We start from the raw sequence: 26,873 nt of genomic DNA on the forward strand, positions 1-26,873 counted from the left end.
GTCTTATTGGCAAAACGCGCTAAAAGCACAAAATAATTTTAAAGTTTATGATTTTAGCCTATCTTTGCCACCTGTAAATCCTAATGCGGAAGTGGCGTAATTGGTAGCCGCACCAGACTTAGGATCTGGCGCCGCGAGGCGTGGGGGTTCGAGTCCCTTCTTCCGCACAAATGTTTAAACCCATGGTACTATGCCGTGGGTTTTTTTATTAATTTAATTTTATCTTTCGAATATCTCGTATAGCATCATATCGCTGTGATTTTCCATTCCTAAACAATTTAATTACTTTAGCACATACATGGATAGCAAAAACAACCCGAAAACCATCCGTGCCTGGGCTATGTTCGACTGGGCAAATTCAGCGTATAACTTAGTCATCACCTCGACCATATTCCCGGCGTATTATACAGCCATTACTACTACTAAAGAACACGGAGATGTGGTAACTTTTTTAGGTTATCGGTTTGTCAACACAGCTTTGTCCGACTATGTGCTGGCAATGGCTTATATGATAGTAGTGTTGCTGTTACCTATCCTGACTTCAATAGCAGATTACAAAGGCAATAAAAAAAGCTACATGCAATTGTTTACGTGGCTGGGCTCATTAGCTTGTTGTGGCTTGTATTTTTTCAAGCTGGATACATTAGAGATAAGCATGCTGTTTTTTGCGTTAGCTGCAATCGGCTATTGTAGTGGTGCTGTATTTTATAATTCTTATCTTCCTCAAATAGCTTCGCTTGAAAACCAGGACGCCGTGAGTGCCAAGGGCTTTACCTATGGGTATATAGGTAGTGTACTCTTACAAATCATCTGCTTTGTGTTTGTGTTAAAACCGGAACTGTTTGGCATAACTGACGGTACGCTTCCTGCCCGTATGTCATTTTTATTGGTAGGATTATGGTGGCTTGGATTTGCCCAAATACCATTTATAAAATTACCTAAAGGCGTACCAAACAACACAAAAGTACACCAGAATATGATTAGCGGAGGCTTTAAAGAACTAGGACATGTTTGGCGTAATTTAAAAGCCAGGCCGGTTTTGCAAAGGTACCTGTCTGCATTCTTTTTTTATTCTATGGGGGTGCAAACGGTTATGTTGGTGGCAACAGGATTTGCAGCTAAAGAACTTAAATTGCCACAGGCAAGTCTTATTGCAACTATTCTTATTATTCAGTTAGTTGCTATAGCCGGTGCCTCTCTTATGTCTAAGCTATCCTCTATTTACGGTAATATAAAAGTGCTTATTGGTGTAGTGTTCATTTGGATAGGCGTATGTATTGCCGCTTATTTTACGACAAATGCTACACAGTTTTATATACTTGCTGTGGTGGTGGGTTTGGTAATGGGCGGTATTCAATCTCTGTCGAGGTCTACTTACTCAAAATTTTTACCGCAAGATATTACCGATACAGCGGCATACTTTAGTTTTTATGATGTTACAGAAAAACTGGCTATTGTAATTGGCTTGTTTACGTTTGGTTTTGTGGAGTCGTTAACGCATAGTATGCGTAATTCGGCACTTACACTTTCTATCTTTTTCATAGCCGGACTCATTTTATTATTCACTTTACTAAGAAAACAGAAAAAGCACAGCGAAATTTCAGAACTTAGCGCCGTTTAATTTTGTAGAGGAAAGCATGAAGATAGAGTTATTTGTTCCGTGTTTTGTAGATCAGTTGTTTCCAGACACCGCCTTTAATACCGTTAAAGTGCTGCAACGGGCCGGTTGCCAGGTTAACTTCAATCCGGGGCAAACCTGTTGTGGGCAACCAGCTTTCAATGCCGGTTTTTGGGACGATGCTAAGGCGGTAGGAAGCAAATTTTTGAACGACTTTTCGGAAGAAGATGTTATTGTTACGCCTTCGGCCTCATGCACAGGAATGGTTCGGAATTATTATAATGATTTATTCACCAATACCATGTCGCACAACAAGTGCAGGTCTATTCAATCTAATATCTACGAGCTTTCAGATTTTTTGGTAAACATTATGCAGTTTGATCATTTCGGCGCCGAGTTGGAAGGCAGGGCTGTATATCACGATAGTTGCAGTGGTTTACGGGAATGCAAAATTAAAGAGGAGCCCCGTCAGCTTCTTTCAAAAGTATACGGATTAGAAATGGTAGAACTTAAAGATAACGAAACCTGTTGTGGCTTTGGAGGTACTTTTGCCGTTAAGTTTGATGCCATATCTAGTGCAATGGCTCAACAAAAAGTAGATAACGCTTTGGCAGCCGGGGCAGACTATATAATTTCCACAGACGCTTCTTGCTTATTGCATCTGCAAAACTACATAGACAAACAACAGTTGCCAATCAATACAATGCACATCGCTGATGTACTAGCACAAGGGTGGGGGAATGTTTAATATGCTGTGCGTCGATGTTAAATTTCTGTTAAATATGAATAAATAGTATAGTTTATTTTGCTACTATAATTTTAGTTATATATTTGTAGTAACAAACACCAACACATGATACATCAAAAAATTTATCGCTTGATTGTTTATTATTTGTTAGGTATTAAGTAGTTATACTGCAATTACGATTTCTGTACATGGTCTGTGCGTTTTCGTTATTTGTTAGAAATATTACTATTCAAATTACCGAAACCATATCATATTAAAAACGCGTTACGTATTATGTAAGGCGTTTTTTTATTTTTAAATATTTCAATATGGTTATCGTGCTTGTATGATAACTGTTTAATTATATTTTTGCAGCATCAAATAAATCACTTTCGTAGGTGATTGCTGTTTTAATTTATTTTTTAAAAACTTAAAATCATAGTTGTAGATGATTAACATTACACTCCCTGATGGTTCCGTTCGTCAGTACGAACAGGGAACTACCTCCATGCAAATTGCCCAGTCGATATCCGAGGGTTTAGCACGAAACGTATTAGCCGCCGAAGTTGACGGCCAGGTTTGGGATGCCAACCGTTCAATCAATCAAGATGCAACCGTAAAGTTGCTTACTTGGAACGATGTGCAAGGTAAATCTACCTTTTGGCACTCATCTGCCCATTTAATGGCCGAAGCATTGGAAGCTTTGTATCCCGGTACCAAATTTGGTATTGGGCCGGCTATTGAAACCGGATTTTATTACGATGTAGATTTTGGTGACCGTGTTTTTTCTTCAGACGACTTTAAACAGATTGAAGACAAGATGCTGGAACTGGCTAAAGCCAAGCAAGACTATGTGCGCAAGCCGGTAAGTAAGGCCGAGGCTATTGATTACTTTACCGATAAAGGCGATGAGTATAAGCTGGATTTGATTAAAGATTTGCCAGATGGTTCAATTACTTTTTATTCCCAAGGTAATTTTACCGATTTATGTCGTGGTCCGCACATACCTAACACGGGCTTTGTAAAGGCAGTTAAACTGATGAGCGTTGCCGGTGCTTATTGGCGGGGTGATGAAACCCGTAAGCAGCTGACACGTATTTATGGTGTTACTTTTCCTAAAGCAAGTGAGTTAACAGAATACTTACGTATAATCGAAGAGGCTAAAAAGCGCGACCACCGGAAGCTAGGTAAAGAGTTGGAATTATTTGCCTTCTCTGAAAAAGTAGGGATGGGCCTGCCACTTTGGTTGCCAAAAGGTACCGCCTTACGCGAGCGTTTGGTTAATTTCCTGCAGCGTGCCCAAATGAAAGCTGGATATGAGCAAGTAATTACCCCACATATCGGTCATAAAAATTTATATGTAACGTCAGGCCATTATGAAAAATATGGCAAAGATAGTTTTCAGCCAATTCAAACACCGCAGGAAGGTGAGGAGTTTTTCCTGAAACCGATGAATTGTCCGCATCATTGCGAAATCTACAAAACAAAACCGCGTTCTTATAAAGATTTGCCGGTTCGATTTGCAGAATTTGGTACAGTATATCGTTATGAGCAAAGCGGTGAGCTGCACGGTTTAACACGGGTACGTGGCTTTACGCAAGATGACGCTCACTTATTTTGTCGGCCCGATCAGGTTAAGGAAGAGTTTAAAAAAGTAATTGACCTGGTGCTGTACGTTTTTTCGGCTTTAGGGTTTGAAGATTACACCGCTCAGATATCTCTGCGCGATCCGGAAAATAAGACAAAATACATAGGTACTGAAGAAAACTGGCAGTTAGCAGAACAAGCTATTATTGAAGCTGCTGCTGAAAAAAACTTGCCAACTATCATTGAACTCGGAGAAGCAGCATTCTACGGTCCCAAGCTTGATTTTATGGTAAAGGATGCCTTAGGTCGCAAGTGGCAACTAGGTACTATACAGGTTGATTATAACCTGCCCGAGCGTTTTGAGCTAGAATATACCGGTAGTGATAATTTAAAACACCGTCCGGTGATGATCCATCGTGCGCCTTTTGGTTCACTGGAACGCTTCGTAGCTGTGTTGATTGAGCACTGTGCCGGCAACTTCCCTTTATGGCTATCACCAGAGCAGTATGTAATTTTGCCTATCTCCGAGAAATACGAGGATTATGCAAAAAAACTTTCAAATGAGCTAAATAATTTCGATATTCGCGGGCTGATTGATTTTAGAGACGAGAAGATAGGGCGTAAGATACGTGACGCTGAAATCAAAAAAATCCCTTACATGCTTATCGTGGGCGAGAAAGAAGCTGCTGATGGCACGATTTCTGTTCGTAAACACGGCGTGGGTGATTTGGGAAGTATTAGCATAGAAGATTTTAAACAACAATTAGTTAAAGAAATAACCATATAACTTGGCATTAGGAAGACCGAATTTCAACAGAGGGCCCAGGCCTCCTTTCAAGAAAAAGGAAGCTGAGCACAATATTAATAATTTTATTAAAGCTCCTGAGGTTCGCCTGGTAGGCGATAACGTGGAGCAGGGTGTTTACCCAACCCGCGAAGCATTGGCAATAGCACAACAGCAGGAGCTGGATCTGGTTGAAATATCTCCGAACGCAGTTCCTCCTGTATGCCGTGTGATAGACTACAACAAGTTTATCTACGAGCAGAAGAAAAAGCTGAAAGAGATTAAAAATAACGCTAAGCAAACGGTAATCAAAGAAATACGCTTTGGACCGAATACTGATGATCATGACTTTAATTTCAAATTAAAGCATGCTATTAGCTTTTTGGAAGCCGGTGAGAAAGTAAGAGCGTATGTACACTTTAAAGGTCGTGCTATTGTCTACAAAGAGCAAGGCGAAATTCTGCTTCTTAAATTTGCGCAAGCATTAGAAGAAGTTGGTAAAGTGGAACAATTACCTAAATTAGAAGGTAAACGTATGTTCCTGATTGTTGGCCCTAAATCGGCTAAAAAGTAAGACAACATCACAGCTGTAAAAGCTGGATAAAGATAATACGCTGCGGAAGCGTAGAAATTAAACAAATAAGTGTTATGCCAAAAATGAAGACCAATTCCAGTGCTAAAAAGCGCTTTAAGCTTACTGGAACCGGTAAAATTGCCAGAAAAAACGCATACAAAAGCCACATCTTAACCAAGATGTCGACTAAACGTAAACGTGCCTTAGGTCAAACCAGCTTAGTGTCTGAAGCTGACATGGGTAACGTTAAACGTATGCTTTGTATCGGAAAGTAATTCATTAAAATTTTTAACCAGGTTTTAGAGTACCAAAGATTTCGTATTTAACGAAACACTCACTACCAAAAAAGCAAACAAATGCCACGTTCAGTTAACGCAGTTGCGTCGAGAAGACGCCGGAAAAAAATCATGAACCTTGCAAAAGGTTATTATGGTTCACGCAGCAAGGTTTACACCATTGCTAAAAACACAGTTGAAAAAGGTTTACAGTACGCATACCGCGACCGTAAAACCAAAAAAAGAGAATTCCGCGCTCTGTGGATTCAGCGTATCAATGCAGGCGCACGCCAGCATGGTATTTCTTACTCTCAATTAATGGGTAAATTAAATGCAAGCGAAATTGGTTTAAACCGTAAGGTTTTGGCCGACTTAGCCATGAATCACCCGGAAGCTTTTAAAGCTGTGGTTGATGCAGTAAAATAAGCTGTAATTCATAAAACATAAAAAAGCCCCATTGATTTTCAATGGGGCTTTTTTATTTAAGCAACTAGGATAAAATTTTATATATAAAAACTAAAAAGCCATGCATCTTTATATGCATGGCTTTTCTATTTAGTTGCAGTAGGTTTATAAAACCGCACTGTTATGATTGATCTTATCAGCGCCCGTACCTGCTAAAGTATTTTCAGATGCCTCAATATCCATATACTGTTTAAAGTTGCGAACATCCTCGTCAACCATTTTCTTAAACAGTGGGTTTAGAATATGTCCGGCAACAGTACCTACACCGCCTGCAGGAGGGGTATAGCTAATAACCACATCTATAATGGTGCCATCGCCGTCAATGCTGTCTTTAAAACGTACTTTACCAGCGTTGTCAATTGTTGAGCCTGGTAACGAACTCCAACCAATGGCGGCACCCGGTTCGTCGTTCACTATCTCAGCGTCCCAGCTTACGGTGGCTACATTTGCAGGTAATTTCAAAACCCAATGCGATCGTTTTTCATCAATCTCTTCTACACTTTCCAGGTGTTTCATGAACAGTGGTAGGTTGCTTAATTTTCTCCAAAAGTCATATACTTCCTGACGAGGGCGATTGATAGTAAAAGATGAACGGATGTTTACATTGACTGGTTCCGTACTGTTTTTACCCAAGCGTGTATAAAGCTCACAATGGCCAGTTAAACCTCTATTTAATAAATAACCACCCGCGCCAACTTTTAATATACTGGTAAACGGACTTGAAAATATATGAGTAAGTCCTGAAAGAGCAATTTTAACGCCTGCTGCTATTGATATATAGCGTTCGGGCCATTCTAAATTGGTAGAACCATGCTCTTCTGAACCTTTAAAAAAGGTAGTTTCTTCTAATGCTGTTGTTGCCATAGCGTTGTTTTTATAGGTTATGTACAGAACACTACGGTTGAGTATATGGTTTTCGCTTAATGTAAAATAATTTCTTTTAAAGCCTGGTTCCGTCTTTGTAATTTATAATAACGACCTAATAGTTGAATATAACGTTGCTTATTCTATTTTTGCAGCGCTTTTGGTTTTCGCGTTATAGTGATGTGAAATTAAAAGGGAATACCGGTGCGAATCCGGAGCTGTCCCGCAGCTGTAAGTTTTTTGGCGAGTAGTAGGGTTTGTAATGAAATTGGTAAGTTGTAATACCAACAGTTTAAACCTATCATCCGCCACTATTGAGCAATATGCCACTGCAGGTTTATGATGAACCTATGGGAAGGCGTTCAATAGTAAACAAGCCAGAATACCTGCCTTTAGCATTATAAATTCATAGCTTTCGGGGATTGAAGCTTGAATGTGAATGCCATCTTATTAGTGTATTTTCATTCCTGACGTACTTCATTTTCGGTATGCTGTGAGGAGTATATCTCTCACAACAACATGAAAAAAAACAAACTAACCGTTGTGGCAAGCCTGGGGCTTGCACAACTGGCGCTGCTTAGTGTAGCAGCGCATGCGCAAGACACTACACGTGTATTGCAAGACGTAGCCATCAGTGCTACCAAAATCAATCAAAAACAATCACAAACAGGCAAGGTGGTAACGGTAATCACCCGTCAACAAATTGAGCGAAGTGCTGGTAAAACACTGCCCGAATTGCTGAATGAGCAAGCCAACGTAATTGTAAACGGTGCAACCAGTAATCCGGGTTTAAACAAAGGTTTATATCTCCGGGGTGCAGACACTCGCTATACGCTTATATTACTTGATGGCGTATTAATTACCGACCCTACAGCCATTGGCGATGTGTATGATCTTCGTTTACTGCCAATTGATCAGATTGATCATGTTGAAATTATGAAAGGTGGACAATCAACTTTGTACGGATCTGATGCCGTTGCCGGGGTTATTAATATTGTTACACGTAAAGATGCGAATAAGGGTATTAATGCAAACGCCTTGGCTACTATAGGTAGTTACGGCACATATAAGGGATCGGTAAACCTTAACAGCCGTGTCGGCGCATTTACTTATAACGCAAGTTTCACACATTTCCGTACTGATGGTGTATCTGAAGCAGCACGGCCTGATAACGCAACAACCACGTTCGATAAAGACGGATTTATTCAGGACGCTGCAAACTTGCGCTTGGGGTATAATGCTACCAGCCGTTTAAGCATTAATCCGTTTTTTAGATATTTTTACAATACCGGCGAGTTTGATGAACAGGGATATGTAGATGGTACAGGTACCTTTTTTACCAGAAACCTAAATACGGGAACCAACGCCGTATATAAGTTGAATAAAGGTTCGGTAAACCTGAATTATAATTACGAAAACGTAAACCGCAATTATGCATTTTCATTTGGACCGCAAACTTATTTGGGTAAGCTGCATTTTGTAGACTTATATCTTAATCATCAATTCAGCGATAATGTTAAATTGTTATTTGGGGTTGATAACCGCTATTCTAAAGCTAATTCTAGTGGCAGTGCCGAAACTGACAAACATGCTGATTTGTTTGGTGCCTATGGTTCGTTATTCATTATGCACCCGCAGTCGGCTTATAATATAGAAGCAGGCGGCCGCTATTACCATCACAGTTTATTCGGTGGGGCTGGTACATACTCTGTTACCCAGTCGTTAAACTTGATTGATAATAATAGGCTACGTTTATTTGGAACGGTTTCATCTTCGTTTAAAGCTCCGGACCTTTCTGCCTTGTATGGCCCGTATGGAGCCAATCCTGATTTGAAACCCGAAAAATCACATGGATATGAAGCTGGTTTTAGTTCTGATAACGTTTTTGGCTCCATATTTAACTTCCGGGCCGATTATTATAACAGGAAAATTAACAATGAAATTGTATATGGACCAAACGGATATATCAACCGCGACCAGCAAAATGCCGAAGGTGTGGAGGTTGAGTCATCAGCCACTTTTGGTAAGCTTAACTTAAAAGGATATTATACCTACTTGCACGGTAACACAATAAAGGGAGTTGGTACTACGAGCATAACTACTGAAAACTATCTGATTCGTCGTCCTAAAAATACTATTGGTATGTTTGCCGGCTGGCAGGCTACATCAAACTTATTTGCCAGTTTAAATTACCGGTACTACAGCAAGCGCAACGATGTATACAGCGACCCCGTTACTTATGCCAGTTCATTGCAAACGCTAAAAAGTTATAACCTGGTTGATGCATACGCCGAATATGCATTGTTAAACCGCCGTCTGAAACTTTTTGCAGATGTTAAGAATATATTTAACGCTAAATACATGGAAGTTTATGGTTACAGCACTTTAGGTACAAATTTTAACGCTGGCATTAACTACGCTATACGCTAAAATTTGGTAAATTTGTAATTATAAGAATACCTTTTGTATGTCATCAACCAAAAAAATTAATATCGGTTATCCTGCACTATTGTTAGCTGTGTTAGCAGCTGTGGTATCAACAGGTGCAATGCGTTATGTAAGCTACAGCTATCCGGCCCTAAGTAATTTTACGCCGATGGGAGCATTCGCCATATTTGGTGGTGCTTATTTTGCGGACAAGTGGAAAGCTGCAGTTATACCTGTAGTTACCCTTTTTGTAACCAATATCTTTATTAATTACTTATACTTTTCTAAGTTGATTTGGTTCAACACAGAATCGTTATGGCTGTATGCCAGTTTAGTAATAATGGTTTGGATTGGTAGCTTTATTAAAACTGTAAATGTTGCCAACGTTTTGTTGGCCTCATTAACCAGCGTTGCGGTGCACTGGTTGCTAACTGATATTAGCCCTTGGTTAAATAGCAATTTGTATGACAAAGGCATAATTGGCTATGGCGAATCGTTGGTAATGGCTTTACCGTTTGAACGTAATATGTTGCTGGCTGATGCTGTGTTTGGCGGCTTATTGTTTGGTGGTTATGAATGGTTGAAAAACAGGTCGGCCGCTAAATCAAGTAAGCAATTATCAATCTAACAATAAGTATTTTCTAATTTATAAAAAAAGCCGGTGTTAATTAACACCGGCTTTTTTTATAACTGTTCTTTCTGTTGTATACTTTGTAGAATCATTTCGGCATGTATACGCGAATTTTCAATAAACCAAAGGTGCGTATCCATACCACCAACCACAACGCCAGCTAAGTAAACGCCAGGCAGATTTGTTTCCATGGTGTCCGGATGATAAGATGGAATAAATTTCCCGTCATCAGATAATTTAATGCCTATCTTTTTTAAAAAATCGAAGTTGGGCTTATAGCCTGTCATGGCCATTACATAATCATTCGGGATAGTGACGGTTCCGTCCGGTGTTTCTATATCTACCTCTGTTTCTCTTATGGCTTTTAGGCTCGAATTAAAGTAAGCTTTGATGCTGCCTTCTTTAATCCGATTTATAATGTCAGGTCGTACCCAGTATTTCACTCTCGAACCAATTTCGCTTCCACGAACCACCATAGTTACCTCGGCACCCTTACGGTAGGTTTCAAGCGCAACATCGACAGACGAATTGCTGGCGCCAACCACTACTACTTTTTGCAAAGTGTAAAAATGCGGATCCTGATAGTAGTGCCTAACCTTAGGCAAATCTTCACCCGGAATGTTTAGATTAACACATATGTCATAAAAGCCGGTGGCAACAATAATGTATTTAGCTTTGTAGACAGATTTTGTGGTCGACACGGTGTATAATTCATCAATCCGCTTTACATCAAGTACCTCTTCAAATAATTTTAATGGCAACTCTTTAGCTATCGCTATGCGGCGGTAATACTCCAGAGCATCGGCGCGGTTGGGTTTGGGATGAGTGGTGGTAAACGGATAGCCGCCTATTTCCAACTTTTCAGAAGTGGAAAAAAACGTCATGGTGGTAGGGTAGTTGTACAACGAGTTTACCAACGTGCCTTTTTCTAGTATAACAAAACTATATCCGGCTTTCTGAGCCTGTAATCCGCAAGCTAAGCCGATAGGGCCGCCTCCTATGATAATAATATCCAGCATTAATCAAATTTGAATTAGGCTAAAACGTCTTTGTAAGATTGATTTCTCGCAAAAATGGTTTTAGCAAAAGTGCACGATGGGGTAATTTTTAATTTGTTTTTACGTGCAAAGTTTACGCCCGCTTCAACTAACTTTTCACCTAAATGCTGTCCCTGAAACTCAGGATCAACTTCTGTATGGTAAATGTCCATTTCCTTATCCGACATAATTTCATAGCGCATCTCGCCCAATCGTTTACCATCCTGCTCTAAATAAAAAGAACCTTCGTCGCCTATATTTTCTTGTTGTACCTGCATAAGTAAAGCTAATATCAAAAAATAACACCAATAATGATATTTTGATTAAACGTGCGTAACATTTATTGCATTAACACAACACTTGTGCTTTAATTGAAATGTAAACATTAACGAATGTGCTGGATGAGAAAGGCAGGGAAGCGACCGATCCGAAAAAATAAAGGCATAAAAAATGGGTAAGCTACTCTTATCGCACCGCTCAACTCTCTACCCTTGCTGCGTTCCCACCCTGGGGGAGTTCAAGAGGAGCTGGTCGTAAAAGACTTACCCACCGCAAATATAGGAATGTTTTGAGGTTTTGAAAAAGAAATGTTAAGTTAATTGTTAAGATGCTGTTAATCAGTTTAAGAAAATTAAATTGATTATGACTTAAGCTACCTGTTGGCTAATTTATGCAGTTTTACGAAATGGAATTTCTTCAAACATCCCCCACTTTGCGTACTTATCATATGATGTGCGTTCCAATATGGTAAGCTTATCAGCAATAAAACTGTCTTGATAACGCGTATATTTGAAATGTGGCCATAAGGTCACAAAATAATCGACTGGAATAGCTTTGGTAACTGTAATATGTGGCGTTAATGGTTGTGCATTAATTTCCCGAATTAACTTATCAAACCAATTATCCGACTGGTAGCTTTTCTTAACTTGAGCATAAATGGTGGCAGATTCATTTTGATGGTTGAAAGTTTGAAAACCGTCTATTTGCAGATTAATTGCTGGCATATTCATGATTTTTGGCCTGATATTATCTAAAAAGCTTTTCATAAAATAATCCTTCTGCCTTACCTTTAAAGCAATTGATAAATGAGCAGTCGAACTAATTCCAGGGTATTGGCCAACAATATCTCCTGCTAAATTTTTGTAATAAGCAATCTGTTGCTTAACCACCTCCGATGGTTGAAGCAGAAAAAAGTAATCTTTATAACTCATAGCGATAAGTAATTGATAAAGCGAAATTGCTAAAATAATTAGCAATTATCAAAATCATTTTTCACATTTGTTACGCTATGTCCAAAAAATACATCGTTCATATTGACCTAGATTCGTTTTTTGTGTCGGTTGAGCGCAAGTTCAATCCATCATTAATGGGTAAGCCGGTCATCATCGGTGGTGCCGAAGGGCGAGGAGTGGTAGCTTCATGCAGTTATGAAGCACGCCAATTTGGTATACATTCGGCCATGCCTACACAACAAGCACTAAAGCTTTGCCCTCATGCCATTGTGCTGAGAGGGTCGCATGGGCGTTATTCAGAAGCTTCAAGAGAGGTAACAGAAATTATTCATGATTCGGTTCCGCTATATCAAAAAACGTCTGTTGATGAATTTTACATAGATTTAACAGGTATGGACCGGTATTACGATCCGTATATATTAGCCACCGAACTCCGACAGCGGATTATACGCCAAACAGGCTTACCTATATCATTTGGCATGGCATCGTGCAAAACCGTTGCTAAAATGGCTACCAACCAAGCCAAGCCTAACGGGCAATTATGGATAAAACATGGTGATGAGAAATCTTTTATGGCACCGCTTAATATCAGCAAGATTCCAATGCTGGGCGAAAAAACTTGTGAAAAGCTTTACCAATATGGCATCGAAAAAATCCGTGACCTGCAAAAGGTTGATATTCGTTTTTTAGAAACGGTGTTTGGAAAAGCCGGTCATTACATATGGGAAAAAGCCAACGGAATAGACGACAGCGAAATTGTGCCGCATAGTGAAAGAAAATCTATCTCAACCGAGCACACCTTTGGTAACAATACTACAGACCGGCGCACGCTGGAAACCATCCTGGTGTCGATGACAGAAGAGCTGGCCTTTAAACTGCGTAGCGAAAATAAACTAGCATCGTGCCTGGCTATTAAATTACGCTATGCAAATTTTGAAACGCATACGCTGCAAGAGAAAATTGCTTTTACTTCGGCCGAACATATTCTAATTCCTGGTATTAAAAATCTACTTAAGCGCGCCTGGAATCAGCATCGGCCTATACGATTGATTGGCGTAAAATTAAGCCAGCTATGTAGTGGCAGTTACCAGATTAATTTGTTCGAGGATAATGAAGAGCAAATAAAATTGTATAAAGCGATGGATACTATCAACTTTAAATATGGTAACAAAACCGTTTGCAGGGCTGCTGGTATGGAAATAGGTCAGCGTAATTTTAATCCCTTTTTATCAAAATGATACTTAAATATAATATTTATAATTATAGATTTTAACTATAAGTAAAACATTGCCTCGCTTAATGGGTTGGTTTATTTAGAAGCATAATAAATAAGTGCTTTTAAGAATATTTGATGATACACGAATAGGCGTTCTACGATGCGATTTCATAGAATGCTGTTTAATACTTGCCGATAAGAAAGAACATAAGTTAACAAGCATTTTAAATCAATTTAACCATTAAGTATGTTTTATCACGACAAGAAACTACAGTACCAGGTACGTGTAGAAAAACCAAATCCGGCGTTTGCTAAGTTATTACAACAAGCCATTGGGGGCATTGAAGGGGAAATAAGGGTATGTTTACAGTACTTATTTCAGGCTTGGGGTAGCCGCGGACCAAATAAATACCGTGATATGCTCCTGGACACTGGTACAGAAGAAATTTCGCACATTGAAATGCTTAGTACAGCGGTTGCATTAAACTTGGAAGGCGCCACTACAGAACTAAAAGACAAAATTGCGGGCGAAAACGCTATGGTAGGAAGTATTTTAGGTGGAATGGATCCTCGACACGTATTATCTTCAGGATTGGCGGCTATGGCTGTTGATGCGAATGGTGTTCCTTTTAACGGATCGTGGGTAGTAGGTAGCGGTAATATCGCTGCCGATATGTATGCAAACGTAATGGCCGAATCTACCGGTCGTGTATTGGCAACCCGCTTGTGGGAATTAACTGATGACCCAGGCATGAAAGATATGCTGGCCTTTTTGATTGCACGTGATACCATGCACCAAAATCAATGGTTAGCGGTATTAGAAGATTTAGGTGGTGTTAAAAATAACTTGCCAATCCCTAATACTTTCCCTGAAAGTGAGCAAGTGAATGAATTTGCTTACTCATTCGTTTCTACCAATATTGAGGGCTTACAGGTGCCTGACGCACGCTGGGCAAGCGGACCATCAATTGACGGTAAAGGTGAGTTTAAATATGTAAAAGCCGAGCCAATGGGACAGGAGCCGAAACTGGCACCGCCAGATCCGCAAGGCCATGCACAAGCCGAGCAAATGACAGGCGGCATGGATAAGGGTTTGCTAGATAATATTAAAGATACTTTGCTGCCGTAAAAGCATGAACAAATAAAAAAGGGTTAGCTACTTGTAGCTAACCCTTTTTTATTTAAATGACACGTTATGGCAGTTTTACTTTATATACGCGATACGGTTCAGTGCGTTTATTTACGCCGTTGTTGTAATCAGGTTGTTTATTGATTTGCGAAGTGGTGATATATAAATATCCATCTTTAGAAATAGAATAAGTATCGGGCCAAATCAGGCTCATATCTTTAAACCATAAAGATGCTTTTAAATCTGGCGACATACGCAGCATACGGTAGTTAATCATATCTCCCATAATAAGATTTCCCTTTTTATCAAAAATCATCCCATCAGTAACCGCAACGTTGCCTAAATCCTGAACTTTACCACTCAACTGCTGTGGTGTAAGTTTTTGATCCAGTAACGCTGTTGTTGGAACGCGGTACAACTTTTTATCGGTTAGCGGTTTGTAATATAACCAACTGCCATCAGGTGTTAAAGCAATACCGTCTGAGCTGAATTTTACCGGTTGACCTTGTTTTTTCAATTCTTTACCATCTATCACAAACTTAAAGTTAGGATCAGAATGAACCGATTTGTGATTTTGTAACACTTGACGGGATTTTCCTGAATTTAAATCCAAAATAATTATACCACCCGTACCAGAATTGGTTAAATAAGCTACCTGTTTTTTAGTATCAACACGAATGTCATTCAGGTAGCTGCTTTGGTCGATTGTACCTGGAAAGCGATAAACGCGTTCAATTTTATTGGTGTTCAGGTTAAATTTAATCACTTTAGCACTGTTGCCTACCACTTTATTTAACATAGGAGCGGCCGGGTCAACAATATATAGGTAATCATTATCATCCACGTAGGCGGTTTGTACGCACACCCATTTGTTCATACCATCTTCGCCTGCTTTCCAACTGTTCATAGCGGCGTCTGGAAACGGTTTGGATGTGCCGTTTGGCATTACCTCAACAACCGCATATTTATAGGTTTTTGACCACAGCGGATAAGTAACAAAAAGCCGGTTTTTAGCCGATACAGCTACACCGGTAAACTGATAGGTATTATCAGCAAATACTTGTTGTAGCTTAGGTTGCTGGGCTGTACTGCTTTTTGGAATCGTTGCTGCGCCAGCAAAACTTACCAGCGTAATCAGGTGAATAAATATTTTCTTCATGTAGATATTAACCTGCTGATAAACCAAAAGTTTACGGGCTTCATGTAAATTACAATTTTATCAGAAGCTTACTTTTTAAAAGCACTCAACAAAGTTTTAACTACGCCGTCCATTTCATTATTTTCAATCCAGCGCACTACCATTACCACATCATATTCAGGGTCGCAGTAAATCATATTAGTACCATTGCCAATATGTACCCATGCGCTCTCCGGTGCCGATGGTAAAAGCTTTTTATCAGTATTCAAAAACCAGTTCATGTAGCCATAGCCGGTGTTAGCAGTGGTAGGCGTAAGAGCTTGTTTCACCCATTGCTCACTGATAAGTTGTTTGCCGTTCCAGTTGCCGTGGCGCAACGTAAGCAATCCAAAACGTGCCATATCATAGGTGTTTATAAACATGCCGCCGCCCCAGTGGCCCCCACCGCTCACGGATTGTACTGGTTGTCCATCCAACACAATCCACGCATTGCGGTAACCTGTCCACCGCCAAGTGGTCGAAGCACCAATAGGGTCCATGATATTTTCTTTCAGCACCTCTGGTAAAGGCTGGCGCCATACTGAAGTAGCAGCTAACGCTAATGCATTTACCCGCACATCATTGTATTTATAAACACTTCCTGGTTCGTTACGTTGCCTGGTTTTACACTGTGTCAGCTCGCCTTGCGGACGGTCGGCCCAGTCGGGTTTGCCCCACAAAGTACCTTCCCAATCGCTGGTTTGCCGAAGCATTACTTCCCAAGTCAAGCGGCGGTTGTGTGGCGTATTAAAGGGGTAAATTAAGTTGGTTTGCGCTGCATCGTAACCCGCAGTGTTAATGCCAAGATTATACAGTTCCACAAAGGGTACATAATGAGCAACAGTGTCCATAGTGCTATGAATTAGTCCACGGTCAACTGCCAGTCCAACCAGTGTAGATAAAAAGCTTTTAGAAACACTGTTTACAATATCCACGCGGTTTGGGTCGCCCCACTCGGCCACTTTGTAGCCATGATATATAATCACACCAGATGAGCCGCCCCGGTCAGTAAGCGGCCCTAAAGGTTCGCTAAACGGTTCTCGACCAAAGCTTTGATGTTGTGCCAGTTCTCCGTTGCGAGGTGATTTTGCTTCATGTTCTTTGGCAAAGTTGATGGTTTGTTGTATAGCCTCCGCATTTAAGCTCATTTGAGCAGGCAATCGGCTTTGCCAGCTTCCGGCTGGTGGAAAATAACCGGTGTCCTTATTCTTTTTCTGGCTATACGCCCAAGGTGATATCAGTAGTAACAAAGCGGCAGATAAGATGCGGATTTTCATGCAACCAATATAGTAAGGCCCATAGGCTTTAGAAAGTAATTTTGCTCTTGCATCTTAGTTTTGCATCTCAAAACCACTTAAAATATCATGTGCGCAGCATGTGGTTTGTTCCATTTTCATCACTCAAAAAATCCTATCTTTGCACACCAATTTTATATTGAAAAATGACAGCTCAACAGATACGCCAGGCTTTTCTGGACTTTTTTTCTTCTAAAGGACATACCGTTGTGCCATCGGCACCCATCGTAGTAAAAAACGACCCAACGCTGATGTTCACCAATGCGGGTATGAACCAGTTTAAAGATTTGTTTTTGGGCGAAGCTGTAGCTAAATACCCACGGGTAGCCGATACACAACGTTGTTTGCGGGTATCAGGTAAGCATAACGACTTGGAAGAAGTTGGTATTGACACCTATCATCACACCATGTTTGAGATGCTGGGTAACTGGAGCTTTGGCGACTACTTTAAAAAAGACGCTATTGCCTGGAGTTGGGAGCTATTAACCCAAGTTTACAAATTACCGGCCGACCGCTTGTACGTTACCTACTTTGAAGGTGATGAAAAAGAAGGCTTGGCTAAAGACCAGGAAGCGTATGGTTTGTGGAAACAATACGTAGCTGAAGACCATATTTTACCCGGCAACAAAAAAGATAACTTTTGGGAAATGGGCGAAACCGGCCCTTGTGGCCCTTGTTCTGAAATACATTTTGACGGTCGTAGCGATGAAGAAAGATCAGCGGTAAGCGGAGCAACCTTAGTAAATGCCGATGATCCAAACGTTATCGAGATTTGGAACAACGTATTTATGCAGTTTAACCGTTTAAAAGACGGTTCATTACAACCTTTGCCGGCCCGACACGTGGATACCGGAATGGGTTTTGAACGTTTGGTGCGTGTACTGCAAGGCAAAACTTCAAATTACGACACGGATGTATTCCAGCCGTTGATACAATTTTTATCTGCAAGAAGCGGTAAGGTGTATAACGCCGGCGCTACGCCGGGTAATGAGGGTTGGAACGAAGCCGTGGCTATGCGTGTAATGGCCGACCATATTCGAGCCATCAGCTTTGCTATTGCTGACGGGCAGTTGCCGTCTAACAACAAAGCAGGCTATGTCATCCGCCGTATATTGCGCCGGGCAGTACGTTATGCTTACCAATACTTAGGCTTTAAAGAGCCTTTCTTGAATCAATTGGTACCATTACTGGCAGAGCAGTTTAAAGGTGTGTTTGACGAGTTGTACAGCCAGAAAGATTTTGTACAAAAAGTAATTCTGGAAGAAGAGAACGCCTTTTTAAGAACTTTAGATAAAGGTATTCAATTATTTGAAAATCATATCAATAGTTTCATAAGCAATACGAATGAATTGAATGAAGCTACCACTGGCTCAATTGCCGGAAGCTTTGCTTTTGAACTGTACGATACCTACGGTTTTCCGATTGATCTTACCGAATTGATGGCTCGTGAAAACGGCTTAAGCGTAGATATGGCCGGTTTTGAAAATGAATTGCAACAGCAAAAAAATCGTTCACGCGCCGCTACGGCTATTGATACCGGTGATTGGACAGTATTAAAAGAAGATGATGCTGTTGAATTTACCGGTTACGATGAAACTGAGACGGTAGCGCACGTAGTAAAATACCGCAAGGTAAAAGCGAAAGGCAAAGAACAGTATCAGCTTGTGCTGGATAAAACACCGTTTTATGCCGAAAGTGGTGGTCAGGTTGGTGATACCGGCGAGTTGGTGTTTCCAAATGGGGAAATTATCGAAATTACTGACACCAAAAAAGAAAACGGCTTAACCGTACATTTTACCGATACTTTGCCGCAAGCTATTAATGACGCCTTGACTGCTATTGTTGATTCTGAACGTCGTTCAAGTACTGAAAATAATCACTCGGCCACACATCTATTGCATGCAGCTTTAAAGCAAGTATTGGGTAGCCATGTAAATCAAAAAGGTTCACTAGTAAATGCAGATAGTCTTCGGTTTGATTTTTCACATTTCAGCAAGGTAACCGATGAAGAATTGGCTCAAATTGAAACCATTGTTAACCAAAAGGTTCGTGAAAATATAGGTTTAAAAGAAGAGCGTAATGTACCTTATCAAGAGGCGATCAACAGTGGCGTAACTGCTTTATTTGGTGAAAAGTACGGTGATTTTGTTCGGGTTATTACTTTTGACGACCAATTTTCGAAAGAGCTTTGTGGTGGTACACACATCAAAGCAACCGGGCAGATTGGTTACTTCAAAATCGTATCAGAAAGTGCTGTTGCTGCTGGTGTGCGTCGTATCGAGGCCATAACTGGTGTAGCTGCCGAAAAGTTCATCAACGAGCAAAATCAGCTAGTACAACATTTGAAAGAGCTGTTAAAAAATCCTAAAGATATTTCTAAAAGTATTGAAAGCTTGTTGGAAGAAAACAATCGCCTCAAAAAAGAAATCGAGAAGTCGGTTCATGAAAAGGCAGTAGGCCTGAAAGCAGAACTGGCAAAAAAAGCTGAAACTATAAACGGTGTCAACTTTATTGCCCAGCAAGTAGAACTACCTAGTGCTGATGCAGTGAAAACGCTGGCTTACCAATTGAAAGATATTGTAAGCGATTTGTTCCTGGTACTGGCTGCTAACATCGACGGTAAGCCTAACCTGACCGTCATGATAGCCGAAAATCTGGTAAAAGAAAAAGGCTTAAATGCGGGTGCTGTCGTTCGTGAATTGGCTAAAGAGATTCAAGGTGGTGGCGGTGGTCAGCCTTTCTTTGCCACAGCCGGCGGTAAGGATTTGGGCGGCTTGGATCGTGCTTTGGCTAAAGCAAAATCATACGTGTTGTAAAAAGTAGTTACATATAAAAAGTAAGGGAGCTTAACTTAAGCTCCCTTACTTTTTATAATTCACCATGTACAAATAAACTTTCCGAACTGCCGCTCTTCTTTAGCAACATAAAGTGCGACTTTAACGCTTCTGATAACGGATACGAACGGTAAGGTAAATTGTACTTAGCGGCGTATTCCCTGATAATAGGTGTAATGGACGGGTAATAAGTATGCGCAACGGTTGGAAATAAGTGATGTGCAACATGATGATTGAAGCCGCCAAATAAGAAATTTGCTACGGCGCTATCAGGACTAAAATCTTTAGTTTCGGAGATTTGATACATGGCCCAGGTCATCCCAATCTCTCCGTTCTCTGGAGGAAGCGGAAACTCTGCATCCTCATCGGCATGGGTAGATAGCAGTGCCGTCACCCCAAAAGCGCTGGATGTAATGTGCATTAATAAGAAAGCTACTAATACTGAATGCCAGGGTTGATTTAAGATCAACATAGGTATAACCAACAAAAACAAAAAATTAATAATTTTAGCTGCAAATAGCTTTACATACTCTACGGTTGGTATATTGGTTACCCGTTTTAAGTAATTGTCTTTCGTTCCAAAAAAGTCTTTAAAATCTCTTACAAACAGCCAGTTTAGGGTATAAAAGAGGTATAAAAACCACATATACAAGTGTTGATATCGGTGGAAACTAAAGCGAGGACTCTCTGGAAAAATACGAACAATGTTGCTTTGCTTTACGTCAATATCCCAATGCTGTAAGTTGGGGTAAGGGTGGTGTAAAAGCAGGTGACGTTTTTTCCAAATATAGCTATTACTTCCAAAAAGTTCCAGTACGTAGGTATACAACTCGTTGTGCTTACGGCTTTTAAAAACAGCGCCATGTGCAGCGTCATGAAATCCGTTTAAAAAAACCATAATCATGGTTAATCCCGTTAGAATATAAAAAGCAAACAGGTAAGGTGTTTGGTTGCCAAATATTAGAATACAGCTATAAAAAGTAAAATACAGTGCCAACATAGTAAGCGATTTGGCTACTATGCTTTGCTGTACTATACGATTGTTAAGTACGCGTTCATGTACTTGCTGATTTAATTCTCTGAAAAAGTCGTCGCGTCCGGACTTTCGAAAAGTTGGTTTTATAAATATCTCGGTATCCATAGGTATGTGTTAAAAATTCGGTTGAAGAACCTTGTAGCAACATAAGCTGCAGCTTGTAATTGCATGGTTAAACAACAATTCTTTTGTAATGGTTTGTTCAAAACCACCGCTACCTGCCCAACCGCATTTTACATTCTGGTTATGTGCCTGTTTTAAAGCTGATTTCAAAGTTTATGCCGATTTTAGGCTTCGGTATGCCTATCTGTCAGCAATAGCTTTATATTTGCCTAATTCCGGATAACTGTAATTATCCTTTAAATTGTGATGACAAACACCAATATAGAAGCGCACGAAAAATATGAGCTGGTTGTAGGTTTAGAGGTACATGCACAACTATCTACATTAAGTAAAGCTTTTTCTTCTGATTCGGCTGCATTTGGGGCGGCTCCTAATGAACATGTCAGCATGGTATCGTTGGGGCATCCTGGTACGTTACCATTCCTTAATAAAAGAGCTGTAGAATATGCTGTGAAAATGGGGCTGGCTTGTGATTGCCGTATTAATCTGTACAATTATTTTGCCCGCAAAAATTACTTCTACGCAGATTTGCCAAAAGGTTATCAAATTAGTCAAGATCATGAACCTATATGCATAGGTGGCCATGTAACGGTAAAATTAAGCAACGGTATCACTAAAAATATTGCCATACACCATATTCACATGGAAGAGGATGCTGGCAAAAGTATGCACGATCAGCACGATGATTATTCACTGATAGACCTGAACCGTGCTGGCGTGCCTCTAGTTGAGATTGTATCTGAACCTGATATTCGCAGTGCCGAAGAAGCTGGGCAATATTTAACGGAAATGCGTAAAATATTGCGTTATCTAAGCATTTGCGATGGTAACATGGAAGAGGGTAGCATGCGCTGTGATGCCAATATATCTGTACGGTTAAAAGGTGCTACCGATTATGGCAATCGTTGCGAAGTAAAAAATTTGAACTCGATTAGAAATGTACAACGGGCAATTGAACACGAGTTTATCCGCCAGGTAAAAGTTATCGAAGCCGGTGGTTATATCGAACAAAACACCTTAAATTTTGATGCTAATACCGGCGAAACATCGGTACTTCGCACTAAAGAGATGGCTAATGACTATCGTTATTTTCCTGAGCCGGATTTACAGCCGCTACAGCTTACTGAAGAATACGTTGAATTAGTGCGCCACAGCATGCCTGCTTTGCCACAGCAGTTGCACAAAAAATTCACAGAGCAGTTCAATTTAAATGATTATGACGCATCAGTTATCGTAGCCGAACATGAACTGGCTATGTATTTCGAAAAGCTGGTTACTTATACGCATCATCACAAATCGGCTGCGCATTGGGTAATGGGGCCACTTAAGTCATACTTAAACGGGCAGCATCGCAACGTGGAAGAAGCCGGACCATCGCCCGAAAGATTAGCAGGTTTAATAAATTTGGTAGAAAGCGGAACAATAAATCATACCGTCGCTACTCAAAAGCTATTCCCGGCCCTTATGCATCATCCAGATAAAAATGCTGATGAGCTGGCTGCAGAATTAAATTTGTTAATAAGCGAGGACACAGACGAGTTAGCTCAATTTATTCGGGATGCTTTGGCTAAGTACCCGGATAAGGTTAAAGAATACCATAAGGGAAAAAAGGGCGTCTTGGGGTTGTTTATGGGCGAGATAATGAAACGCTCAAAAGGGAAGATTGACCCACAAAAAACCAATCAATTATTAGTAGAAGCATTAAATAGCAAATAATGAAAAGCAGACATTTATTTACAGCTGCGTTATTAGGCGTTATAGCCTTTTCTGCCTGTAAAGACAACAAATCATTTACAATTACAGGTGTAGTTAAAAATCCGGCTCAGGCAAAAAAAGTTTACCTGCTGCAAGCGGATAGTACTAATATTAGTGTAGTTGATTCAACTACTTTAAGTGAGGATGGTAAATTTACTTTTAAACGTCAATCACCTTACGCCAATTTATTTAAGATACGCGCCGGGGGCGTAGTATTCGATTTAATTGCGCAGAACGGTGAGCAAATTGAGTTTGAAACCGACCTGAAAGACCAAGCCCATCAATACCAAGTTAAAGGGTCTGAAGAATCTGATAAAATTAAAGAGTTCAACAGTTTAAGCAATAAGTTTGTAGCGCAGAATACCACTTTAATGGACGAATTTCAAACAAAGGCTCAAAGCGGTTTGAATCAGGACTCCTTAGTTCAGGTATATCAACCTCAGGTAAAAACCATTATGGAAGCCTACAGCACTGCTGTTTTAAAATTTGTTAACAATAATAAAAATACCCTTGCGGCTTTTTATGCTGCTATGTCGTTAGATCCACGTGAGTATGAGCCTGAACTGGTTTCTTATGCTGATGACATAAAGGGAAAGTTCACAAGTAACGCAACGGTGCAGCGCTTTGTTCAGCATATGGATAAGGTTAAACCAATATCAGTTGGGCACGCTGCTCCCGATTTTACAGTGGGTGGGATAGACGGTAAGGAAGTAAAGTTATCCGATTATAAGGGCAAATATGTGATGCTTGATTTTTGGGCGTCTTGGTGTGTACCATGCCGGGATGAGAACCCTAACGTTGTGCGCTTATACAATCAATTCAAAGGTAAAGGTTTTAATATTTTGGGTATTTCTCTGGACAAGGAAAAAGATAAATGGCAGCAGGCAATTGCCAAAGATAAGCTTACCTGGCAGCATGCATCAGATTTGAAAGATTTTGAAGGGCCTACAGAACGCTTGTATCAGATTGATGCCATACCTTCAAATTTTATAATTGATCCGCAAGGTAAAATCATTGCTAAGAATATAGTTGGCAAAGATTTGGAAAACTTTTTAAATAAAACGTTCGCTAATCTTTAAACCAATATTAAGGTTTAACAATTATTTAATATTGGTTTAACCATTTTCTTTTCTTTCGCTATTACCTTTATCCCAAAATTCGACCTGATGAGTACTACTGCGAAACAAAAAATATTAATTGTAGATGATGAGCCTGATATCTTAGAGCTCATAGAGTATAATTTAAAGAAAGAGGGTTATCAGGTGTATACTGCCAATAACGGACAGGAGGCGGTTGCAGAAGCTAAGAAAGTTCAGCCGGAATTAATTGTGCTGGACATTATGATGCCAAAAATGGACGGCATTGAGGCCTGTCGTGTAATGCGTACAATGCCCGAGTTTAAAAATACGTTTATGGTATTTTTAACTGCACGCAGCGAAGAGTATTCAGAAATAGCCGGCTTTAACGTAGGCGCTGATGATTACATTGCCAAGCCTATAAAGCCACGTGCACTGGTAAGCCGTATCAACGCTATCTTACGTCGTAACAATACACCCGATGAGGTATCTGACAATAAGCTGGAAGTGGATGACTTGGTAATAGATCGTGAAACTTACCTGGTTTACCAAAACGGAAATAAAGTTGTTCTCGCCAAAAAGGAATTTGAACTGCTGTACCTGTTGGCATCAAAGCCTGGCAAGGTTTATACACGCGAAGTGATTCTGAAAAACATTTGGGAAGATTCTGTGGTGGTAACTAATAGAACTATCGACGTGCATATCCGTAAGCTTCGTGAAAAGCTGGGTGATAAATATGTAACCACAGTTAAAGGAGTGGGTTACAAATTTGAAGCATAAACAAAAAGCGCTGGTTAACTACCAGCGCTTTTTGTTTATATGCCTTAGTGTTTTTGCTTATAATGCTTAATCCATTTAAGTTTATTTGCTTGAAGCCTTCGCCTTGGGTTTGGCAGCATTGGTTGCGGCTTTTGAACGTGGCAATTTGTTTTGGCTGGCTGGTGCTGTTTCTTGCTTAACTGCCGGTTCCTTCTCCGTATTGTTTTCTTTCAAATCCTCGGCTGCATCAGTGGTGCTTCCCCAAACATCACTAATGGCATTTTTAACTTTGTCAAACAAAGCTTCTTCTTTTGTTTGTACGGGTTTTGCTGACTTAGTACTCATAGTATTTTAGCTTAGCTAGTAATCGTTTATATAAAAATAATTAACATAAGGCTTATGTAAATGTTTCTGCAGATCATCCCAGCCAGCCGCCCTTAAGGATATTGCACGCATTTGGCATAATTACTGTATTTTTGCCAGCTATTGTATTATTATGAAAATTCCAAAAATTGCCGACCTGATATTGTATGAAGATGACAACTTGTTTGTGGTAAACAAGCCAGCGTTCATCAGTACACTGGATGAAAGGGGAGAAGGCAGTGAAATAAATATGCTAAGGCTGGCTAAAGCCTATTCAGATGATGCACAGATTTGTCACCGCCTGGATAAAGAAACGTCTGGTGCGCTTATTATTGCTAAAAATCCAGAAGCTTACCGTTTAGTGTCTATGCAATTCGAACGCCGCAAGGTAAAGAAGGTTTATCATGCTGTAATTGAAGGTACGCATGTGTTTGAAAGTTTACTGGTAGATTTGCCTATTTTAAATACCGGTAAAGGTACCGTGTCCATCAGCCGTCAGGAAGGTAAGCGAGCAGAAACCTGGTTTCAGTCGTTAAAATATTTCAAGCATTATACCTTGGTTGAATGTCGCCCTGTAACGGGCCGGATGCACCAGATCCGTATCCATTTGGCTACCCAGCGGGCGTCAATTGCAGGTGATGAAATGTATAAAGGTAAACCGGTTTTCCTGTCTCAGTTAAAACGCAAGTACCATTTGGGCAAAGACCAGGAAGAGTTGCCCATTATGAAACGATTTGCCTTACATGCTTACGAAGTAACTTTCAAAGTGAGTGAAGACAAAGAGGTAACTATCCATGCGCCCTATCCTAAAGACTTTGACACATTGCTTAAACTGTTAGACAAATTTGATAGCTAACAGTTATTATCTTAAGCCAGTTTAAAATCCGCAAGCTACTCGCTAACTACGATAGCTTGCGTTTTGCTTTTGTTCCGTTAGGAAAAGATATTTTCTGATGATTTCATTGGATGGAATTTCGATATAAGTGTGAATAATATATATGCAGCTATTGCAACAATTGTCGTTACGATAACTATAAGTGCATACGGATTTTCAACATCAATTACGCTTGATATGTTGGCAATTCAAAAAACACCAATATGAGAGTTTAAAAGCTTAAAATATTCAAGACCAAAAGCCCTGCGCTTTAATTTGATGGTTGCTAAATCCCAGTTTTCTTAATACTTTACGAAGTCCGGAAACCATTGTACTGTTACCAACCAAATAAAAAATAGTATCTTCTAAATTATAAGATTGCTGCAACAACCATTCGGTTAAAGAATGATGACCATAAATGTCATTGCGCGCGATAGGCTGTAATGGTGTTTTAAAATATTCAGTAAATAACTTGCGCCCTTGTTCGTCCCCAATTAAAACAGCGCCCGAAAAACGACTTACTGGTAATGACAGCTGTTGCATGGCCAACAGGTGCCCCAAACCACTTTCATCACCTAAGCAAATGATGGATGAAGTGTTAACGGGGGTTTGGCGGGTAGTATTAGTTCCCAAATAGGAAATACTATCACCTGTCTGAATTTGCTGCGCCCAACGGCTGCCAGGGCCATTATGGTTAACGTCTATGTATAATGTACAGGTTTGTGTTTCGACATCCCAGCCTGATGGTGTGTAATCACGAAAAGTTAGGTCGGCTACCATGCATTTCATGTATGGTACCTCATTCCAGTCATCCATGGTAGTAGAAGGTAAATGCAAATCTATTTCCACTATGGTTGATGAATCCCATTTTCTGACATCCAATACTTTGCCTGTTTTCAATAAGCGGTCTTCAATTAAGCCCGATGCTTTTCTTTTCAGTTGATGCAAAAATTTTGTACTCATTGTAGTAAGATTTATTTACTACAAAGAAACATTATAAAACTGCTTATTAAAT

Annotated in this window: 24 protein-coding genes, 1 tRNA gene, 1 other RNA gene and 1 riboswitch; of the genes, 16 read left to right on the forward strand and 10 right to left on the reverse strand. The window is 40.1% G+C overall.

Annotation, left to right across the window (positions count from 1 at the left end; all coding sequences use genetic code 11):
• Nucleotides 1–85: 85 nt before the first annotated feature.
• From GPM24_RS17230 to rplT, 7 genes are all read left to right on the forward strand, one after another.
• Nucleotides 86–167: transfer RNA gene (locus GPM24_RS17230), tRNA-Leu, on the forward strand.
• A 131-nt stretch (nucleotides 168–298) separates the two neighbouring features.
• A complete protein-coding gene (locus tag GPM24_RS17235) occupies nucleotides 299–1,621 on the forward strand; it encodes an MFS transporter (RefSeq protein ID WP_158828347.1) in 1,323 nt (440 codons plus the stop codon).
• Between the two features lie 16 nt (nucleotides 1,622–1,637).
• Entirely contained in the window at nucleotides 1,638–2,366 is a 729-nt protein-coding gene (locus GPM24_RS17240; protein ID WP_158828348.1) for a (Fe-S)-binding protein, read from the forward strand.
• Between the two features lie 427 nt (nucleotides 2,367–2,793).
• A complete protein-coding gene (gene thrS, locus GPM24_RS17245; protein WP_158828349.1) occupies nucleotides 2,794–4,719 on the forward strand; it encodes a threonine--tRNA ligase in 1,926 nt (641 codons plus the stop codon).
• Between the two features lies 1 nt (nucleotide 4,720).
• A complete protein-coding gene (gene infC / locus GPM24_RS17250) occupies nucleotides 4,721–5,290 on the forward strand; it encodes a translation initiation factor IF-3 (protein WP_158828350.1) in 570 nt (189 codons plus the stop codon).
• A 74-nt stretch (nucleotides 5,291–5,364) separates the two neighbouring features.
• Nucleotides 5,365–5,565, forward strand: coding sequence for a 50S ribosomal protein L35 (rpmI, locus tag GPM24_RS17255; protein WP_095704381.1), 201 nt, complete (start codon nucleotides 5,365–5,367; stop codon nucleotides 5,563–5,565).
• 81 nt (nucleotides 5,566–5,646) lie between these two features.
• On the forward strand, nucleotides 5,647–5,991 hold the full coding sequence (gene rplT / locus GPM24_RS17260) for a 50S ribosomal protein L20 (RefSeq protein WP_158828351.1): 345 nt from the start codon (nucleotides 5,647–5,649) through the stop codon (nucleotides 5,989–5,991).
• 144 nt (nucleotides 5,992–6,135) lie between these two features.
• On the opposite strand, the gene GPM24_RS17265 is transcribed toward rplT, so the two are convergent.
• On the reverse strand, nucleotides 6,136–6,894 hold the full coding sequence (locus GPM24_RS17265; protein ID WP_158828352.1) for an SRPBCC family protein: 759 nt from the start codon (nucleotides 6,892–6,894) through the stop codon (nucleotides 6,136–6,138).
• A 144-nt stretch (nucleotides 6,895–7,038) separates the two neighbouring features.
• Nucleotides 7,039–7,302: riboswitch (cobalamin riboswitch) on the forward strand.
• Between the two features lie 111 nt (nucleotides 7,303–7,413).
• Here GPM24_RS17265 and GPM24_RS17270 point away from each other — a divergent pair.
• Nucleotides 7,414–9,324, forward strand: coding sequence for a TonB-dependent receptor plug domain-containing protein (locus GPM24_RS17270; RefSeq protein ID WP_158828353.1), 1,911 nt, complete (start codon nucleotides 7,414–7,416; stop codon nucleotides 9,322–9,324).
• Nucleotides 9,325–9,361: 37 nt separating this feature from the next.
• The gene (locus GPM24_RS17275; protein ID WP_158828354.1) at nucleotides 9,362–9,949 is read left to right on the forward strand and encodes a DUF6580 family putative transport protein; all 588 of its coding nucleotides are present in this window, start codon (nucleotides 9,362–9,364) and stop codon (nucleotides 9,947–9,949) included.
• Nucleotides 9,950–10,005: 56 nt separating this feature from the next.
• Here GPM24_RS17275 and GPM24_RS17280 read toward each other — a convergent pair whose 3' ends face one another.
• The 4 genes from GPM24_RS17280 to GPM24_RS17295 form a co-directional block, all read right to left on the reverse strand.
• Entirely contained in the window at nucleotides 10,006–10,971 is a 966-nt protein-coding gene (locus tag GPM24_RS17280; RefSeq protein ID WP_158828355.1) for a YpdA family putative bacillithiol disulfide reductase, read from the reverse strand.
• Between the two features lie 14 nt (nucleotides 10,972–10,985).
• Nucleotides 10,986–11,267 carry a GNAT family N-acetyltransferase gene (locus GPM24_RS17285; RefSeq protein ID WP_158828356.1) on the reverse strand — a complete coding sequence of 94 codons (282 nt, stop codon included), beginning with the start codon at nucleotides 11,265–11,267 and terminating at the stop codon, nucleotides 10,986–10,988.
• 171 nt (nucleotides 11,268–11,438) lie between these two features.
• An RNA gene (gene ffs / locus GPM24_RS17290) (signal recognition particle sRNA small type) lies at nucleotides 11,439–11,537 on the reverse strand.
• Between the two features lie 120 nt (nucleotides 11,538–11,657).
• Nucleotides 11,658–12,200 (reverse strand): 2'-5' RNA ligase family protein, encoded by a 543-nt coding sequence (locus tag GPM24_RS17295; protein ID WP_158828357.1) that lies wholly within the window; start codon nucleotides 12,198–12,200, stop codon nucleotides 11,658–11,660.
• Nucleotides 12,201–12,277: 77 nt separating this feature from the next.
• Between GPM24_RS17295 and dinB the strand changes: the two genes are divergently transcribed.
• Together dinB and GPM24_RS17305 are read left to right on the forward strand one after the other, a co-directional pair.
• Nucleotides 12,278–13,459: a DNA polymerase IV gene (gene dinB, locus GPM24_RS17300; protein WP_158828358.1), complete on the forward strand. Its 1,182-nt coding sequence runs from the start codon at nucleotides 12,278–12,280 to the stop codon at nucleotides 13,457–13,459.
• A 225-nt stretch (nucleotides 13,460–13,684) separates the two neighbouring features.
• Nucleotides 13,685–14,566: a manganese catalase family protein gene (locus GPM24_RS17305; protein WP_158828359.1), complete on the forward strand. Its 882-nt coding sequence runs from the start codon at nucleotides 13,685–13,687 to the stop codon at nucleotides 14,564–14,566.
• Between the two features lie 64 nt (nucleotides 14,567–14,630).
• Here the strand turns inward: GPM24_RS17305 and GPM24_RS17310 are convergent, their stop codons facing one another.
• The gene (locus GPM24_RS17310) at nucleotides 14,631–15,725 is read right to left on the reverse strand and encodes an L-dopachrome tautomerase-related protein (RefSeq protein WP_158828360.1); all 1,095 of its coding nucleotides are present in this window, start codon (nucleotides 15,723–15,725) and stop codon (nucleotides 14,631–14,633) included.
• A gap of 68 nt (nucleotides 15,726–15,793) precedes the next feature.
• Nucleotides 15,794–17,020: a serine hydrolase domain-containing protein gene (locus tag GPM24_RS17315; RefSeq protein WP_158828361.1), complete on the reverse strand. Its 1,227-nt coding sequence runs from the start codon at nucleotides 17,018–17,020 to the stop codon at nucleotides 15,794–15,796.
• Between the two features lie 164 nt (nucleotides 17,021–17,184).
• Here GPM24_RS17315 and alaS point away from each other — a divergent pair, with 164 nt between their 5' ends.
• Nucleotides 17,185–19,854 carry an alanine--tRNA ligase gene (gene alaS / locus GPM24_RS17320; RefSeq protein ID WP_158828362.1) on the forward strand — a complete coding sequence of 890 codons (2,670 nt, stop codon included), beginning with the start codon at nucleotides 17,185–17,187 and terminating at the stop codon, nucleotides 19,852–19,854.
• Between the two features lie 52 nt (nucleotides 19,855–19,906).
• Here alaS and GPM24_RS17325 read toward each other — a convergent pair whose 3' ends face one another.
• Nucleotides 19,907–21,013 carry a fatty acid desaturase family protein gene (locus GPM24_RS17325; protein WP_158828363.1) on the reverse strand — a complete coding sequence of 369 codons (1,107 nt, stop codon included), beginning with the start codon at nucleotides 21,011–21,013 and terminating at the stop codon, nucleotides 19,907–19,909.
• 264 nt (nucleotides 21,014–21,277) lie between these two features.
• On the opposite strand from GPM24_RS17325, the gene gatB reads away from it, so the two are divergent.
• The 3 genes from gatB to GPM24_RS17340 all read left to right on the forward strand — a co-directional run bounded on the left by gatB (nucleotide 21,278) and on the right by GPM24_RS17340 (nucleotide 24,642).
• Nucleotides 21,278–22,747, forward strand: a complete 1,470-nt coding sequence (gene gatB, locus GPM24_RS17330) for an Asp-tRNA(Asn)/Glu-tRNA(Gln) amidotransferase subunit GatB (protein WP_158828364.1) — start codon at nucleotides 21,278–21,280, stop codon at nucleotides 22,745–22,747.
• Nucleotides 22,747–23,865, forward strand: coding sequence for a TlpA disulfide reductase family protein (locus GPM24_RS17335; protein WP_158828365.1), 1,119 nt, complete (start codon nucleotides 22,747–22,749; stop codon nucleotides 23,863–23,865). Before gatB ends, GPM24_RS17335 begins: the two co-directional genes overlap by 1 nt.
• Before the next feature lie 87 nt (nucleotides 23,866–23,952).
• A complete protein-coding gene (locus GPM24_RS17340) occupies nucleotides 23,953–24,642 on the forward strand; it encodes a response regulator transcription factor (RefSeq protein WP_158828366.1) in 690 nt (229 codons plus the stop codon).
• Between the two features lie 81 nt (nucleotides 24,643–24,723).
• On the opposite strand, the gene GPM24_RS17345 is transcribed toward GPM24_RS17340, so the two are convergent.
• On the reverse strand, nucleotides 24,724–24,966 hold the full coding sequence (locus tag GPM24_RS17345; RefSeq protein ID WP_158828367.1) for a hypothetical protein: 243 nt from the start codon (nucleotides 24,964–24,966) through the stop codon (nucleotides 24,724–24,726).
• Between the two features lie 151 nt (nucleotides 24,967–25,117).
• Between GPM24_RS17345 and GPM24_RS17350 the strand changes: the two genes are divergently transcribed.
• On the forward strand, nucleotides 25,118–25,840 hold the full coding sequence (locus GPM24_RS17350; protein WP_158828368.1) for an RluA family pseudouridine synthase: 723 nt from the start codon (nucleotides 25,118–25,120) through the stop codon (nucleotides 25,838–25,840).
• Between the two features lie 267 nt (nucleotides 25,841–26,107).
• Here GPM24_RS17350 and GPM24_RS17355 read toward each other — a convergent pair whose 3' ends face one another.
• Nucleotides 26,108–26,821: a siderophore-interacting protein gene (locus GPM24_RS17355; protein ID WP_158828369.1), complete on the reverse strand. Its 714-nt coding sequence runs from the start codon at nucleotides 26,819–26,821 to the stop codon at nucleotides 26,108–26,110.
• Nucleotides 26,822–26,873 lie beyond the last annotated feature (52 nt).

This window comes from Mucilaginibacter lacusdianchii (assembly GCF_009770985.1).
GTDB lineage: Bacteria > Bacteroidota > Bacteroidia > Sphingobacteriales > Sphingobacteriaceae > Mucilaginibacter > Mucilaginibacter lacusdianchii.

What these genes read in the sequence shown, in the direction of transcription:
- GPM24_RS17235 (WP_158828347.1), top strand. Translation starts at nt 299, where the DNA reads ATGGATAGCAAAAACAACCCGAAAACCATCCGTGCCTGGGCTATGTTC.
- GPM24_RS17240 (WP_158828348.1), top strand. Translation starts at nt 1,638, where the DNA reads ATGAAGATAGAGTTATTTGTTCCGTGTTTTGTAGATCAGTTGTTTCCA.
- thrS (WP_158828349.1), top strand. Translation starts at nt 2,794, where the DNA reads ATGATTAACATTACACTCCCTGATGGTTCCGTTCGTCAGTACGAACAG.
- rpmI (WP_095704381.1), top strand. Translation starts at nt 5,365, where the DNA reads ATGCCAAAAATGAAGACCAATTCCAGTGCTAAAAAGCGCTTTAAGCTT.
- rplT (WP_158828351.1), top strand. Translation starts at nt 5,647, where the DNA reads ATGCCACGTTCAGTTAACGCAGTTGCGTCGAGAAGACGCCGGAAAAAA.
- GPM24_RS17265 (WP_158828352.1), bottom strand. Translation starts at nt 6,894, where the DNA reads ATGGCAACAACAGCATTAGAAGAAACTACCTTTTTTAAAGGTTCAGAA.
- GPM24_RS17270 (WP_158828353.1), top strand. Translation starts at nt 7,414, where the DNA reads ATGAAAAAAAACAAACTAACCGTTGTGGCAAGCCTGGGGCTTGCACAA.
- GPM24_RS17275 (WP_158828354.1), top strand. Translation starts at nt 9,362, where the DNA reads ATGTCATCAACCAAAAAAATTAATATCGGTTATCCTGCACTATTGTTA.
- GPM24_RS17280 (WP_158828355.1), bottom strand. Translation starts at nt 10,971, where the DNA reads ATGCTGGATATTATTATCATAGGAGGCGGCCCTATCGGCTTAGCTTGC.
- GPM24_RS17285 (WP_158828356.1), bottom strand. Translation starts at nt 11,267, where the DNA reads ATGCAGGTACAACAAGAAAATATAGGCGACGAAGGTTCTTTTTATTTA.
- GPM24_RS17295 (WP_158828357.1), bottom strand. Translation starts at nt 12,200, where the DNA reads ATGAGTTATAAAGATTACTTTTTTCTGCTTCAACCATCGGAGGTGGTT.
- dinB (WP_158828358.1), top strand. Translation starts at nt 12,278, where the DNA reads ATGTCCAAAAAATACATCGTTCATATTGACCTAGATTCGTTTTTTGTG.
- GPM24_RS17305 (WP_158828359.1), top strand. Translation starts at nt 13,685, where the DNA reads ATGTTTTATCACGACAAGAAACTACAGTACCAGGTACGTGTAGAAAAA.
- GPM24_RS17310 (WP_158828360.1), bottom strand. Translation starts at nt 15,725, where the DNA reads ATGAAGAAAATATTTATTCACCTGATTACGCTGGTAAGTTTTGCTGGC.
- GPM24_RS17315 (WP_158828361.1), bottom strand. Translation starts at nt 17,020, where the DNA reads ATGAAAATCCGCATCTTATCTGCCGCTTTGTTACTACTGATATCACCT.
- alaS (WP_158828362.1), top strand. Translation starts at nt 17,185, where the DNA reads ATGACAGCTCAACAGATACGCCAGGCTTTTCTGGACTTTTTTTCTTCT.
- GPM24_RS17325 (WP_158828363.1), bottom strand. Translation starts at nt 21,013, where the DNA reads ATGGATACCGAGATATTTATAAAACCAACTTTTCGAAAGTCCGGACGC.
- gatB (WP_158828364.1), top strand. Translation starts at nt 21,278, where the DNA reads ATGACAAACACCAATATAGAAGCGCACGAAAAATATGAGCTGGTTGTA.
- GPM24_RS17335 (WP_158828365.1), top strand. Translation starts at nt 22,747, where the DNA reads ATGAAAAGCAGACATTTATTTACAGCTGCGTTATTAGGCGTTATAGCC.
- GPM24_RS17340 (WP_158828366.1), top strand. Translation starts at nt 23,953, where the DNA reads ATGAGTACTACTGCGAAACAAAAAATATTAATTGTAGATGATGAGCCT.
- GPM24_RS17345 (WP_158828367.1), bottom strand. Translation starts at nt 24,966, where the DNA reads ATGAGTACTAAGTCAGCAAAACCCGTACAAACAAAAGAAGAAGCTTTG.
- GPM24_RS17350 (WP_158828368.1), top strand. Translation starts at nt 25,118, where the DNA reads ATGAAAATTCCAAAAATTGCCGACCTGATATTGTATGAAGATGACAAC.
- GPM24_RS17355 (WP_158828369.1), bottom strand. Translation starts at nt 26,821, where the DNA reads ATGAGTACAAAATTTTTGCATCAACTGAAAAGAAAAGCATCGGGCTTA.